Annotated in this window: 12 protein-coding genes and 1 pseudogene; 8 read left to right on the top strand and 5 right to left on the bottom strand. The window is 70.0% G+C overall.

The annotated features are described in order from the left end of the window. The first annotated feature begins 59 nt into the window (after positions 1-59). Positions 60-554, top strand: a complete 495-nt coding sequence (locus ACIBHY_RS39150; RefSeq protein WP_397309328.1) for a hypothetical protein — start codon at positions 60-62, stop codon at positions 552-554. Here ACIBHY_RS39150 and ACIBHY_RS39145 read toward each other — a convergent pair. Continuing rightward, entirely contained in the window at positions 551-1,666 is a 1,116-nt protein-coding gene (locus tag ACIBHY_RS39145) for a saccharopine dehydrogenase family protein (protein ID WP_397309327.1), read from the bottom strand. The two genes, ACIBHY_RS39150 and ACIBHY_RS39145, sit on opposite strands and share 4 nt — an antisense overlap. Positions 1,667-1,801: 135 nt before the next feature. Between ACIBHY_RS39145 and ACIBHY_RS39140 the strand changes: the two genes are divergently transcribed. From ACIBHY_RS39140 to ACIBHY_RS39130, 3 genes are all read left to right on the top strand, one after another. Next, the gene (locus ACIBHY_RS39140) at positions 1,802-3,766 is read left to right on the top strand and encodes a transporter substrate-binding domain-containing protein (RefSeq protein WP_397309326.1); all 1,965 of its coding nucleotides are present in this window, start codon (positions 1,802-1,804) and stop codon (positions 3,764-3,766) included. Between the two features lie 54 nt (positions 3,767-3,820). Beyond that, positions 3,821-4,795, top strand: a complete 975-nt coding sequence (locus ACIBHY_RS39135) for a malate dehydrogenase (protein WP_397256466.1) — start codon at positions 3,821-3,823, stop codon at positions 4,793-4,795. Between the two features lie 129 nt (positions 4,796-4,924). Then, positions 4,925-5,725, top strand: a complete 801-nt coding sequence (locus ACIBHY_RS39130; protein ID WP_397256464.1) for a hypothetical protein — start codon at positions 4,925-4,927, stop codon at positions 5,723-5,725. Here ACIBHY_RS39130 and ACIBHY_RS39125 read toward each other — a convergent pair. Both ACIBHY_RS39125 and galE read right to left on the bottom strand, forming a co-directional pair. After that, on the bottom strand, positions 5,715-5,837 hold the full coding sequence (locus ACIBHY_RS39125) for a hypothetical protein (RefSeq protein WP_397256462.1): 123 nt from the start codon (positions 5,835-5,837) through the stop codon (positions 5,715-5,717). The two genes, ACIBHY_RS39130 and ACIBHY_RS39125, sit on opposite strands and share 11 nt — an antisense overlap. Before the next feature lie 68 nt (positions 5,838-5,905). Next, on the bottom strand, positions 5,906-6,853 hold the full coding sequence (galE, locus tag ACIBHY_RS39120; RefSeq protein WP_397256460.1) for a UDP-glucose 4-epimerase GalE: 948 nt from the start codon (positions 6,851-6,853) through the stop codon (positions 5,906-5,908). Positions 6,854-6,939: 86 nt separating this feature from the next. On the opposite strand from galE, the gene ACIBHY_RS39115 reads away from it, so the two are divergent. From ACIBHY_RS39115 to ACIBHY_RS39105, 3 genes and pseudogenes are all read left to right on the top strand, one after another. Then, the gene (locus ACIBHY_RS39115; protein ID WP_397256458.1) at positions 6,940-8,256 is read left to right on the top strand and encodes a hemolysin family protein; all 1,317 of its coding nucleotides are present in this window, start codon (positions 6,940-6,942) and stop codon (positions 8,254-8,256) included. A gap of 14 nt (positions 8,257-8,270) precedes the next feature. Beyond that, a complete protein-coding gene (trpS, locus tag ACIBHY_RS39110) occupies positions 8,271-9,275 on the top strand; it encodes a tryptophan--tRNA ligase (protein ID WP_397256456.1) in 1,005 nt (334 codons plus the stop codon). Positions 9,276-9,757: 482 nt separating this feature from the next. Then, positions 9,758-10,705: pseudogene (locus tag ACIBHY_RS39105) on the top strand (ATP-binding protein); the annotation flags it as partial. A gap of 425 nt (positions 10,706-11,130) precedes the next feature. Here ACIBHY_RS39105 and ACIBHY_RS39100 read toward each other — a convergent pair. After that, positions 11,131-11,727: an MBL fold metallo-hydrolase gene (locus ACIBHY_RS39100; RefSeq protein WP_397309325.1), complete on the bottom strand. Its 597-nt coding sequence runs from the start codon at positions 11,725-11,727 to the stop codon at positions 11,131-11,133. A gap of 74 nt (positions 11,728-11,801) precedes the next feature. Here ACIBHY_RS39100 and ACIBHY_RS39095 point away from each other — a divergent pair, with 74 nt between their 5' ends. Beyond that, complete coding sequence (locus ACIBHY_RS39095) at positions 11,802-12,728, top strand: GlxA family transcriptional regulator (protein WP_397309324.1); 927 nt, start codon at positions 11,802-11,804, stop codon at positions 12,726-12,728. On the opposite strand, the gene ACIBHY_RS39090 is transcribed toward ACIBHY_RS39095, so the two are convergent. Next, positions 12,725-13,231 carry a MarR family winged helix-turn-helix transcriptional regulator gene (locus ACIBHY_RS39090; protein ID WP_397256451.1) on the bottom strand — a complete coding sequence of 169 codons (507 nt, stop codon included), beginning with the start codon at positions 13,229-13,231 and terminating at the stop codon, positions 12,725-12,727. The genes ACIBHY_RS39095 and ACIBHY_RS39090 overlap by 4 nt on opposite strands. Positions 13,232-13,248 lie beyond the last annotated feature (17 nt).

The following is a 13,248-nucleotide window of genomic DNA, read 5'->3' as shown; positions in this document are numbered from 1 at the left end:
CTGTAAGTATCAGCAATGGTGGACTTTCGTCATGGCCGGAAAACTAGCAGAATACCGGCGTGATTCCGAATGAGGTGTGGGACCGTCTCAACCCGTCGGCGGCGGCCGTGCGCGCTCGACGGCCGGTCATGATCGGCATCGCCCTGACGCTCCTTCTCGCCCTCGGCTGGGGGCTGACCCCGAGGATCACCTACCACGAGGGCAGCACGGCGAGAGGCATGCTCGTCCGCGACGAACTGGGCCGGGTCCACGGGCGTATCGACGCCATGACCCATACCTTCACCAACGAAGCCCCCTACCCGATCACCCTGACCGGAGCGGGTGTGCGGGCGGAGCACGTCAGGATCGTCGGCGCCGCGCTGCCACGGGTCGTGCCCGCGGGCGGCAGCGTCCAGGTCGGCGTTCTCGTCGAATACACCTCCTGCCTGGAGGCGGCGGCTCCGGTGATCCTCGACGTGTCGGCCTGGTGGGGCAGCGCGCAGGTGGCCGCGAGCGAGGAAGAAGACGCGGTGCTCAGCCGGCGGAACGAGATGTTCGGGGAGCCGGGCTGTTAGGAGCGCACCGAGAAGGTGAGCGCTTTCGTGCGGCTCAGCCGTTCGATGAGCGGGCCGCCCATCGCCGCGGCCGTCGTCACCTGGCCCGCCACCTGGGGTGTGTCGTCGAAGGCCAGGCACAGCGCGGCCTCGGCGATCATCACGGCGGTCCCGCCGTACCCCGGATCGCGTCCGGCGACCTCCGTGACCACGCGGGCACCGCCGCCTTCGCCGAGGAACGTCAGCTTGAACCAGCTCTTGGCCCGCTCCTCCGGAGTGGGGCCCTCGCCCGGCTTGAGGCGGTTCAGGAGCCATTCCCGCGTGGGGCCGAGCTGGGCGAGCATCCCGAGGGCCGTCGCGCCACCGGCCAGGGCCAGCGCGCCGGGCAGGCGGCGCACGGTCATGTACTGGCGGTAGGTGAAGTCCGGGCCGTAGCGGTCGAGCGCCCAGGCGGAGCGGCCCACGATCTGCGGGTCGATGGTGGGCATCGGCAGGGCGTACCCGCCCACGAACCTCGGCAGGCCGGGCAGCGCGTCCACGGAACGCCCGCTTGGACGGGGCTCCGCGGCGCGGCGGCGCAGGCCCGTCTCGGCCATCTGCCGCGCCCGCGACATCGAGGTCACCGCCGAGTGGAACGTCCCGCCCGAGGGCCGCCCGCCGCCCCGCAGGAACGCGCTGACCTTGAGCGGCACGCCTTCCGGCAGCCGGCCGACCGTGTAGAGGACGCCGAGGTCGTAGGGGATGGAGTCGAAACCGCAGGCGTGCACGATCTTCGCCCCCGAGGCCGCGGCCCGCTCGTGGTGGCGCAGGTACATGCGGTCCACGAACTCCGGCTCGCCGGTCAGGTCGACGTAGTGGGTCCCGGCCTCCGCGCAGGCCGCGACGAGCGGCTCGCCGTAGCGGAGGTAGGGGCCGACGGTGGTGATGACCACGCGCGACTGGCGGGCCAGCGCGGCGATCGAGGCGGCGTCGTCCACGTCGGCGACCAGGACGGGCACGCCGTGGCCGAGCGCCTCCAGCCTGTCCCGGTCACGGCCGGCGACCGCCCAGCCGAGGCCCGCGATCCCGGCCAGATAGCGGGCGATGAGCTTTCCGGTGTAACCGGTGGCGCCGAAGAGGACGATGTCATGCATGGCGACAGAATGTCATTCCAGTCGGCCGTGGAGAAGGCCGTTCGCGACGTCACGAACGGTTAACGGTTCCCTGAGAGCTTCATGAGCGTCGTAAAGTTTGCCTCGTTGGGATTTGTATACACGTGGGGATGGTCAATGCCGCAGATCGCGCCGCTCGTCGCCGGCGATCCCGATCAGCTGGGCTCGTTCCAGCTGACCGGACGCGTGGGCGAGGGCGGGCAGGGCATCGTCTACCTGGGTGTCAACGAGCAGGGTGAGCGGGCGGCGATCAAGCTCCTGCACATCAAGTTCAGCGGTGACACCATCGCCAGATCCCGTTTCGCGCGGGAACTCAAGGCGGCCGAAAGGGTCGCCTCCTTTTGTACGGCCCGCGTCCTGGAAGCCGACCTCGACGGCAACACGCCCTACATCGCCAGCGAGTACATCGACGGCCTGCCGCTGCGCGAGGTCATCGAGAACGACGGCCCGATGCGCGGCACCGCCCTCGACCGGCTGGCCATCGGCACCGCCACCGCGCTGACCGCGATCCACCACGCCTCGATCGTGCACCGCGACTTCAAGCCGGACAACGTGCTGATCGCCGCCGACGGCCCCAGGGTGGTCGACTTCGGCATCGCCCGCATCATCGACTCCACCGGCACGATCACCAGCCGCGCCATCGGCACGCCCGCCTACATGGCGCCGGAGCAGATCGCCGGCGACGACGTCGGCCCCTACACCGACGTGTTCTCCTGGGGCGCGACGATCGCCTTCGCCGCCACCGGCGTCACCGTCTTCGAGGGCAGCTCGATCGCGGTGGTGCTCAACCGCATCCTCAACCACGAGGTCGACGTCAGCGCGATGCCCGAGCCGCTGCGCGGGGTGGTCGCCTCGGCGTTGGCCAAGGACTCGCAGGCGCGGCCCACGGCCGACCAGTTGCTGCTGCGGCTGCTGGGTCAGCCGGAGACCGCCGGCGCCTCCACCGCGGTGCTGTCCAGGGGCGCCGAGGTGGCCAGTGACGACACCACGCCGTTCACCCGGGTACGCACCACGCTGGCCGACGCGCGCAAGCCCGCCGAGCAGGGCGAGTCCGGGGCGCCCGCTCCGCCCGGCCATACTCCGCCCGGCCACGGCACGCAGCCGCCGCCGGCCGTACCGGAGCCGGTGCGTACGAGCCTGCCGGACCGGCCCCCGATGCAGGAGATGGTGCCGCCCAGGAAGCCGCAGGTACGGCGGCGTGGCCCGGGGCGCTGGATCGCGGTGGTCGTGGCGCTGGTGGTGCTGGCCGCCGCCGCGGTGCTGGCGGTGCTCAACGACTGGCCGGTGGCCTTCGGCGCGCAGCCGTCGGAGTCGGTGAACGGCGGGAACACGCCGCCCCAGCCGGGCCCGTTCACCTCCGTGATGGACAAGATCGCCAAGACCGGGAAGCTCACCATCGGCGTCAAGGGCGACCTGCCGGGCATCAGCCTGGGCCAGGGCGGGTCGTTCCAGGGCTTCGACGTGGACCTGGCCGGCCTGATCGCCAAGGCGCTGGGCGCCAAGGACGTGAAGTACGCGCAGGTCGGCCGCTTCGACCGGGCGACCGCCCTGGACACCGGCAAGGTGGACCTCGTGGTCGCCACCTACTCCATCGACCGCGACGAGGAGGTGCTGTTCGCCGGCCCGTACTACGTCGCCCACCACGACGTGCTGGTCCGGGCGGGCACCGCCAAGAAGCTGGCCGACCTCGAGGGCATGAACCTCTGCGCGCCCCCCAGCCCGTCCGTGCGCAGCGTGCAGGAGCGGGTCGAGGTGACGCCCATACCCGCCGACCACTACGCCCAGTGCATGGACATGCTGAAGAGCGGCAAGGTCGACGCGGTCCCCGGCGAGGATCTGCTGCTGGCGGGGTTCGCCGACCGGGAGGCGAGCATGCGCTTCGCCGTGCTCGGCGCCCGGCTCAGCAGCCAGCGCTACGCCGTCGGCATGGAGAACGGCGACGCCAGGACGTGCAAGGCCGTTTCGGGGGTCATCGCCGAGCTTCAGCGCGACGGCACCATCAAGAAGCTCGTGAGCAGGCATTTCGGAAACGTGGATTTCAAACCGCAGCTGAACCCGACCGAGATGGAACCCTGCGGATGACGACCGGGTAACATCCGAAAGTCAATGATTCATCCTGCGAGTTAGGGGAAGGCCATGGCCACGCCCGTCAAGGTAACCGTCACCGGTGCCGCCGGTCAGATCGGCTACGCGCTGCTGTTCCGCATCGCGTCGGGGCAGCTGCTCGGCGCCGACGTTCCGGTGAAGCTGAGCCTGCTGGAGATCCCGCAGGCGGTGAAGGCGGCCGAGGGCACCGCGATGGAGCTCGACGACTGCGCGTTCCCGCTGCTGTCGGGCATCGAGATCACCGACGACCCCAACGTCGCCTTCAACGGCGCCAACGTCGCCCTGCTGGTCGGCGCCATGCCGCGTAAGGCGGGCATGGAGCGCGGCGACCTGCTCGAGGCCAACGGCGGCATCTTCGGCCCGCAGGGCAAGGCGATCAACGACCACGCGGCCGACGACATCAAGGTCCTGGTCGTGGGCAACCCGGCCAACACCAACGCGCTCATCGCCCAGCAGAACGCCCCGGACGTCCCGGCCGAGCGCTTCACCGCGATGACCCGCCTCGACCACAACCGCGCGCTGTCGCAGCTGGCCGCCAAGCTCCAGGTCCCGGTCACCGAGATCAAGAAGATGACCATCTGGGGCAACCACTCGGCCACGCAGTACCCCGACCTCTTCCACGCCGAGGTCGGCGGCAAGGTCGCGGCCGAGCAGGTCGACCACGAGTGGCTGAAGGACACCTTCATCCCGACCGTCGCCAAGCGCGGCGCCGCGATCATCGAGGCCCGTGGCGCCTCCAGCGCCGCGAGCGCCGCCAACGCCGCGATCGACCACGTCTACGACTGGGTCAACGGCACCGGCTGGACCTCCGCCGCGATCGTCTCCGACGGCTCCTACGACGTGCCGGAGGGCCTCATCTCCTCCTTCCCGGTCCGCGCCGCGGGCGGCGAGTGGGAGATCATCCAGGGCCTGGAGATCGACGCCTTCTCCCGCGAGCGCATCGACGCCTCCGTGCGCGAGCTCGCCGAGGAGCGCGACGCCGTCAAGGGCCTCGGCCTCATCTGAGCGTCTCCACCGAAGGCGCGCGTCCGTCCGGGCGCGCGCCTTTCGCTTTCGGTACGGCTACCGCGTGTCGCGATGATGATCACCCGGGTCAGCACGTTCAATTGAGGCGTACTGCACGGGGGGTCGGACATGCGGCGCAAAATGCTCGCCGGGTTCATGGGAGTCATGCTGGCGGGCGTTCCGGGACTCGCCCACGCGGGGCCGGGATGGGGCGCCGCCGATCTTTCCGTACGGCTGACCGCCCGGCCGGGTGTGGCCCAGCCGGGACAACCCATCATCTACCGGGCAGAGGTCGGCAACGCCGGGCCCGGTGACGCCGTGCTGCCCGTGCTCAAGGTGACGCTGCCCGCGGGCGTCGAGGTCGTCAGCGTCGACGTGGCGACCTGCGCACGGGGCGTGAGCGCGGCCGAGGTGGTGTGCACCTCGCCCATGGACATCCGGGCGGGCGGCACCGGCGGGGTCACGATCACCGGCATCGTCCGGCCGGACGCGCGGGGCCCGCTGAAGGCGGCGGCCACGCTCACCTCCGAGGTGCGCGACGACGACGAGAGCGACAACGCCGCCACTGTTTCGACCGACGTGGACGAGGGCGCCGACCTGAGCCTGCGCCTGTCCGGCCGGGCGCGCGGCGGCAGGTTCGCGATGACCGCGCTGGTGCGCAACCGGGGCCCGCACATGGTCAGGGACGCCCGCGTCTATCTCAGGACGGGCCGCGCCAGGCTGGTGTCGGCGCTCGGCGCGCGCTGCCGGGCCCAGCTGGGGTTCGTGGCGTGCCGGCTGCGGGCCGTCGGCCCCGACGAGCGCCTGCGGGTACGGCTCACGCTCAGGGCGCCCAGGCGGCCGGTCAACGCCAGCGCCGGCGTGTGGTCCAGCCGCCTCGGCGACCGGCGGCCCTCCGACAACCGGGCCCGGCTGCGCGTCACGGCGTGAGTTGTTCGTGCAGGTGGCATTTGGGAGGCGGGGCGGGGGCCGGGGGCGGTGGCGACGTCGCGAACACCACCCCGGCCGCGGCCAGCGTGCAGCCACCTGCGACGAGTGCCACGAAGAGCACTCTAGGTGAAAGCATCCTCACATTTCGGTATCACAGCACATATCCCGCAGGGCTATGGCTCATATGCGGGAAAGCGCACTCCAGGCGTCCGAGACGATGGACGGCAGGTCCGTCCGCTCCGCCTTCCAGCCCAGTTCGGCGCGGATCTTCTCCGAGGAGGCCACGAGGACCGCGGGGTCGCCCGGACGGCGCGCGCCGAGCTTCTCCGGGATCGCGTGGCCGGTCACCTCGCGGCAGACGTCGATGACCTCCTTGACCGAGAAGCCGGTGCCGCTGCCGAGGTTGTAGATCTTGTGCTCGCCCTCCGTGGCCGCCTCCAGCGCCAGCAGGTGCGCCCTGGCCAGGTCGGAGACGTGGATGTAGTCGCGTACGCAGGTGCCGTCGGGGGTGGCGTAGTCGGTGCCGAACACCTGGATCTCCGCGCGCTCGCCGGTGGCGACCTTGAGCACGTTGGGGATCAGGTGGGTCTCGACGGCGTGGCGTTCGCGCAGCGTGCCGTAGGCGCCGCCCACGTTGAAGTAGCGCAGGCTCACCGCGCCCAGGCCGCGCAGGGCGGCGAAGGCGGTCAGGGTCATGTCGACGGCCAGCTTGGTCTCGCCATAGGGGTTGGTCGGGCGGGGCGGGTCGGTCTCCAGGATCTGGTCGTTGATCGGCTCGCCGTACGTGGCGGCGGTGGAGGAGAACACGATGCGGCGCACGTCCCGGGCGTGCATGGCCTCCAGCAGGGCGAGCGTGCCGCCGAGGTTGTGCCGCCAGTAGAGTTCGGGCTTCTCCACCGACTCGCCGACCAGGGACTTGGCCGCGAAGTGCAGCACCGCCTCCTGATTCTCCAGCGCGTCATGGGCGTCGGCGATGTCCGCCTGGATGAACCGGGCGCCACCGGGAACCGCGTCCCGGTGTCCCGTGGAGAGATCGTCGAGCACGGTCACCTCATGGCCCGCCTCGACCAGCTGGGCCGCCACGACGCTGCCGACATATCCGGCACCTCCGGTGACCAACAGTCTCATGTGCACTCCTGGTGAAATATGTTGGATTTTGTACGGCTCGCCGTTCAGCATACGCGGGAAAGTCGCCGAGTACGCTGCCAACCACCATGTTTGACACCGTCGCGGCCAACGTCGCCCTGGTCCTGCTCTTCATTCTCGTGGGCGGCTTCTTCGCGGCCGCCGAGATGGCGATGGTCTCCCTGCGGGAGAGCCAGGTTCGCAAACTTGCCCAAAAGGGACGGCGTGGCGAGCGGGTGGCCAAGCTCGCCCGCGATCCCAACCGCTTCCTGTCCGCCGTCCAGATCGGCGTCACCGTCGCCACGATGCTGTCGGCCGCGTTCGGCGCCGACCGGCTCGGCGCGGCCCTCGGGCCCAAGCTGCGGGAGTGGGGCGTGCCCGAGGCCGTGGCGCCCGCGCTGGCCCTCGTGCTGGTGACGCTGGCGATCTCCTACGTCTCGCTCGTGCTCGGCGAACTGGCGCCCAAACGGCTGGCCAGGCAGCGGGCCGAGGGGCTGTCGCTCGTGGTCGCGCCGTTCCTGGACTGGATCGCGACCCTGTCGCGGCCGATCATCTGGATGCTGTCCAAGTCGACCGACGGCGTGATGAAGCTGCTCGGCGGCAACCCCGACGCCGACCGCGAGCAGATGACCACCGAGGAACTCCGGGACATGGTCGTCGGCCACAGCGACCTGACCACCGACGAACGCAACCTGATCGCCGAGGTGTTCGCCGCGGGCAAGCGGCAGTTGCGTGAGGTGATGCTGCCGCGGACCGAGGTGGAGTTCATGGAGGCCGACACGCCGCTGGCCGAGGCGGCCGTCCTGGTGGCGGCGCTGCCACACTCCCGTTTCCCGGTCTTCCGCGAGTCCTACGATGAGATCCTGGGCTTCGTCCACGTACGCGACCTGCTCGACCCCGTCCTCACCGGCCGGATCGAACCCATCAGCGAGCTGGTGCCCATCCGCCCGGTCAAGCTGGTGCCCTCCTCGAAACGAGTGCTGAGCACGCTGTCGGAGATGCGCGACGAAGGACACCACCTGGCCATCGTCGTGGACGAGTACGGCGGCACCGCCGGGATCGTCACCCTGGAAGACCTGGTCGAAGAGCTGATCGGCGACATCAGGGACGAGTACGACATCGAAGACGACACGGTCATCCTGCCCGCCGGTGAGATCGAGATCGACGGCCTCACCAACCTCAACGACTTCGGCGCCCAGACCGGCATCCGGCTGCCGGACGGCCCGTACGAGACGCTCGGCGGCTTCGTCATGGCCATGCTCGGTCACGTACCGGCGGCGGGGGAGAAGGTGGAGATCCCCGGCTTCGAGTTCACCGTCACCGACCTGGACGGCCGGAGAATCTCCCGGGTCAGGGTGAAACGCCGACCCGGCCTGATCGAGTCGCAGGCGGGTGGGGATACCTGACACAATTGCCAGCTATGGCCAGACCTCGTGTACTCTCCGGCATCCAGCCCACGGCGGACTCCTTCCACCTGGGCAACTACCTGGGCGCCGTCCGCCAGTGGGTGACGTTGCAGGAGACCCACGATGCCTTCTACTGCGTGGTGGACCTGCACGCCATCACCGTGCCGACCGAGGCCGCCGCGCTGCGCCGCCGTACGCGGGTGGCCGCGGCCCAGCTGTTCGCCGCGGGTCTCGACCCTGAGCGCAGCACCGTCTTCGTGCAGTCGCACGTACGCGAGCACACGGAGCTCGCCTGGGTGCTCAACTGCCTGACCGGGATGGGCGAGGCGGCCCGGATGACCCAGTTCAAGGACAAGTCGGCGAAGTTCGGCGAGAGCGCGGCCAGCGTGGGCCTGTTCACGTACCCGATCCTGCAGGCCGCGGACATCCTTCTGTACCAGGCCAACAGCGTTCCGGTCGGCGCCGACCAGAAGCAGCACCTGGAGTTGACGCGCGACCTGGCCCAGCGCTTCAACCACCGCTACGGCGACACGTTCACGCTCCCGGCCCCGCACATCCTCAAGGAGGTCGAGAAGATCACCGACCTCCAGGAGCCGACGGCGAAGATGTCGAAGTCGTCCTCCAGCCCCGCGGGCATCCTGGACGTGCTGGAGCAGCCGGGGCCGCTTCGCAAGAAGGTGATGCGAGCGGTCACGGACACGGGCAGCGAGATCGCCTTCGACGAGGAGAACAAGCCCGGCATTTCCAACCTTTTGCGGATTCACTCGGCTTTGACGGGGACGTCGATCGCCGAGCTGGTCGCCCGGTTCGACGGGCAGGGGTACGGCACGTTCAAGAAGGAAGTGGCCGAGACGGTGGTGGAGACCTTCACCCCGATCAGGGAACGCACGGAGAAGCTGCTGTCCGACGAGGCGGAACTGGACCGGCTGCTGGCCATCGGAGCAGGCAGGGCACGCGAGGTGGCCCAGCAGACCATGGCCCAAGTCCGAGACCGCGTCGGCTTCCTCCCCACCCCCTGAAAACCGAGCCTTCCTGGGGCCCACCCGTTGCCCGGCCCGGTGGTCAGCCAGTTGGACCCCGCCCCGGGCAACAAGGTGCTCGCTGCGCTCGCGCGCCTTCCTGAGGCCCACCCGTTGCCCGGCTAGGTGGTCAGCCACTTGGATCCCGCCCCGGGCAACAACGTGCTCGCGCGTCCTCTTGGACGCTTGCGCCTTGCGCTGGGCGGAGTCCGGGACCGGGTGTGCGGGCAGGTCAGGTGGGTTGTATGACCAACCTCGGCAGCGACTGACCGGACGACTCATCTCTTGGGTCCGCAGGTGGTAGCTGGCTTGCGGGGCGGCTTGTTCCGGACTCCCATGGTGAGTGTCAGGCGGAATGCTCCTCGTGTCCTGGCTTCGCGTCACCTCGCATAGGTGCCATCCATCGCGGAGCGTCTGCTGGGGCGAGCTCTTGCGGATCGAAGGCTCACAGGGCGGCAGATAGAAAGCCACCCTTACGGCAGATGGAAAGCCAGTGGCACGGCAGATTGAATGTCGGGCGCTACAGCCTCGACGACCCGGTCAACCGAGCGGCCGCGGCGGATGACCCTGTGCGTTTTGTTCGCCATGACGGCCTCATGCTCATCGACGAGGTGCAGCGTGTCCCCGATCTCTGGCTCGCGATCAAGCATGTGGTTGACAGAGATCCGCGCGTCGGGCGGTTCCTTCTCACGGGTTCCGCCAGGTTGCTCGCGCTGAGCAGCCTGCCGGACTCTATGCCGGGCAGGTCGGAGACGGTGGAACTCTGGCCGTTGTCGCAAGGGGAGATCGACGGCGACGAGGACGGCTTCGTCGATGCCGCGTTCGCTTTGGGAAGCGACCTACGGGTCGAATCTGTGGGGCTCCGGCGCAAGGACTACGTGGAAAGGGCGACCCGGGGCGGCTATCCGGAAGCGATCAAGAGGCCTGCGGCCCGCCGGCGGGCGCGCTTCTTCGAGGGGTACACCGCGGACCTCATCTCCCGCGATGTGAAACAGGTGGCGGACATCGAACGTGCCGGGGACATGCGCAAGCTGCTCTCGCTGCTCGCGGGACAGACGGGTGGCCTGCTCAGCGGCAACCGGCTGGCCAACGAGCTCGGCGTGTCCGCGCCCACCATCCGCCGCTACGTGGGCATCCTGGAGACCGTCTACCTCGTCCGGCGCATCCCTGCCTGGTCGGCGGGGGCGGCCGGGCGCGTGGTCGCCACGCCCAAGGTCACCTTCGTGGACTCCGGCCTGGCCGCGTATCTGATGGGCGGAGCCACAGGGGACGCGGCCGTCGGCGGCCTGGTCGAGAACTTCGTGTTGAGCGAGATCGGCAAGCAACTCACCTGGTCCGAGACCGCGGCGCGACTGTTCCACTACCGGGATCGGGATCAGCACGAGGTCGACGGCATCATCGAGAACAATGCCGGCGAGATCGTCGGTGTCGAAGTCAAAGCGGCGGAGACCGTGCGAAGCGATGACTTCAGCGGATTGCGCCTGCTCAAACGGCGGTTGGGGGATCGCATGCGGGCGGGGTTCGTCCTCTACGGCGGTCAGGAGTCGCTCAGCTTCGGTGACGGCATGGCCTGCCTGCCTATCTCCGCTCTTTGGACCGCTCGGGCGCCGCATGCTGCCAGCTTGAGGAGCGGCTAGATCCACCCTTGCTCCGAGACTGCCTGTCGCCCAGCCAACTGAACCTCGCCTGGGCGACATGATGCTCGATCTGAACACCCAACCACGGCCGATGGAAGGTCTGGTGAGGGCGGGCCTCCTGACGATCATGTGTCCAGGCCGCCGGTTCGTGGGCGGACACTCGTTCACCGAGGCCCCGCCACGCCGAAGCCCGCACCACTGAACCAGTTCCCCAAGCCTCACCGCACAACATCCGGCGAGGACGGGAACGGTCCTCCGTGTCCGGGGACGATCGTGTCCGCCGCCGCCAGCACTCGTTCCCGGCTGGCGCGCAGTTGTTCCCGGTCCGGCGCCACCGGGTCCTCGGCCGGTCCGTCGGGGCGCCACCACAGGTCGCCGGCGAAGGCCACGACGCCGCCGGCCGTACCCGCGAGAAGGGTGATGTCCTCGGCGCTGTGGCCGGGCGTGGCCAGGAGCTTCAGGGAGGGGGTCAGTTCGTGGCCGTCGGGGTCGCGGTCGTGCCAGGTGTGGCCCTGGTAGACGGCCTTGTGGTCGTGGATGCGGGCGTGGGGGAACAGGCCGGCGTTCATGATGTTGTCGGGGTGGTGGTGGCTGAGGATGACGTCGGTGATGTCGGCGGGGCTGAGACCGAGGTCGGCGAGCGGCTTGGTGATGGCGGACGGGTCGGCCACCATGCCGGGGTCGAACACGATGTGCAGGTCGCCGTCGGTGATGTAGGAGACGGTGGCGGCGACGCCGGGGCCGGTCGAGGTCGTGTAGCCGACGTGCAGGATGTGGTGGACGGCGGTGCGTTCGCGGGGTGCTTCGGTGTTCATGGAGCAAGCGTGCCGGGATGGTCGAGGGCGGAAAAGTGGCCAATATGCCGCCTATAGCGGTATTTATGCCATCTATGGGATTTACGACGGTTGCGGCCTATGCGCCGGACGGGGTGACGGCGCTCGGGCTGGGCGTCGTGGGCGAGTTGTTCGGCGGGTTCGACTTCGCGGTCTGTGGCGCGCGGCCGGGGCCCGTGCGGACCGATCTCGGGTTGCGGCTGCCTGTCGAGCATGGGCTGGAACGGCTGGCCGCTGCCGATCTGGTGCTGTCGCTGCCGGGCGACGCCTTCCGTACGCCGCCGCCGGAGGCGGTGGCCGACGCCTTCAGGGCGGCGCATGAGCGTGGGGCGATCGTGGCGGCCCACTGCGTCGGTGTCTTCGGGCTGGCCGCCGCCGGGCTGCTGGACGGGCGGCGGGCCACCACGCACTGGCGGTTCGCGGAGGAACTGGCCGCGCGGCATCCGGGGGTCAGGATCACGGCCGATGAACTGTATGTGGACGAGGGGCGGGTGCTCACGGGGGCGGGCGCCGCGGCGGGCATCGATCTGGGACTCCATCTGATCCGGCGCGAGCACGGCCCGGCCAGGGCCAACGCGATCGCCAGGGAGATGGTGACGCCGCCGCACCGGGAGGGCGGGCAGGCGCAGTACGTGTCCGCCCCGGTCCCCGCCGACGGCGAGGACGAACGCCTGGCCGGAGTGCTCGGCTGGGCCCGCGGGCACCTGGACCGGCGGTTGTCGATCGACGAGCTGGCGGCGAGGGCGTTGATGAGCCGGAGGACGTTCGCGCGGCGGTTCAAGGCGGCGACGGGCGGTTCGCCGCACGCGTGGTTGCAGGCGCAGCGCCTCGACCTGGCCGAGGAACTGCTGGTCACGACCACCCTGCCGATCGAGGAGATCGCCAGAAGGACCGGCTACGGCTCCGCCGCCCTGCTCAGGGAGCGGTTCGTGGACCGCCGCAAGGTCTCGCCCCGCGCGTACCGCAGGACCTGGTCCGGCTAGCGCACCCGCCGCCTGCCGATGATCAGCAGGACCTCGCGCAGCGCGTCGGCCGCCTGGCGGACCACGGGCTCCGGCACCCCGGCCAGCACGTCGGTGTTGGCGCGCACGGCCGTGTCCAGCGCCGCGATGGCGACCTTCAGCCCCTCGGGGGTGAGCTGCACCCACCGGCTGCGCCCGTCGCCGTCGTCGGCGGAGCGCTCGACGTATCCGGCCGTGGTCAGTCGCTGGAGCACGTTGCTGGTCCCGCCCGAGGTGAGCATCAGCGATCGGGCCAGCTCACTGGGCTTCATCCGGTACGGCGGAGCCGTACGGGCAAGGGCGGCCAGCACGTCGAACTCGGCGTAGGTGAGCCCAAGCGCGGCCAGCTCCCCCTTGAGCGCCTGCTCGAACAGCACGTCGATCCGCGCCACCCGCTTGCTGAGCTCGAGCCCCGCGATGAGGGAGGGCGCCATGCCCGCCGCCGTCCAGCGGGCGGCCAGCGCGTCGACCTCGTCGTGTTCCACGCGATCGAGGATACCTC

It is taken from the genome of Nonomuraea sp. NPDC050547 (assembly GCF_044457345.1).
In the GTDB taxonomy this organism is placed as follows: Bacteria; Actinomycetota; Actinomycetes; order Streptosporangiales; family Streptosporangiaceae; genus Nonomuraea.
This window is presented reverse-complemented; position numbering and strand designations above follow the sequence as displayed.

Coding starts and splice junctions, on each gene's coding strand:
- ACIBHY_RS39145 (WP_397309327.1), bottom strand. CDS start 1,666: ATGCATGACATCGTCCTCTTCGGCGCCACCGGTTACACCGGAAAGCTC.
- ACIBHY_RS39140 (WP_397309326.1), top strand. CDS start 1,802: ATGCCGCAGATCGCGCCGCTCGTCGCCGGCGATCCCGATCAGCTGGGC.
- ACIBHY_RS39135 (WP_397256466.1), top strand. CDS start 3,821: ATGGCCACGCCCGTCAAGGTAACCGTCACCGGTGCCGCCGGTCAGATC.
- ACIBHY_RS39130 (WP_397256464.1), top strand. CDS start 4,925: ATGCGGCGCAAAATGCTCGCCGGGTTCATGGGAGTCATGCTGGCGGGC.
- galE (WP_397256460.1), bottom strand. CDS start 6,853: ATGAGACTGTTGGTCACCGGAGGTGCCGGATATGTCGGCAGCGTCGTG.
- ACIBHY_RS39115 (WP_397256458.1), top strand. CDS start 6,940: ATGTTTGACACCGTCGCGGCCAACGTCGCCCTGGTCCTGCTCTTCATT.
- trpS (WP_397256456.1), top strand. CDS start 8,271: ATGGCCAGACCTCGTGTACTCTCCGGCATCCAGCCCACGGCGGACTCC.
- ACIBHY_RS39100 (WP_397309325.1), bottom strand. CDS start 11,727: ATGAACACCGAAGCACCCCGCGAACGCACCGCCGTCCACCACATCCTG.
- ACIBHY_RS39095 (WP_397309324.1), top strand. CDS start 11,802: ATGGGATTTACGACGGTTGCGGCCTATGCGCCGGACGGGGTGACGGCG.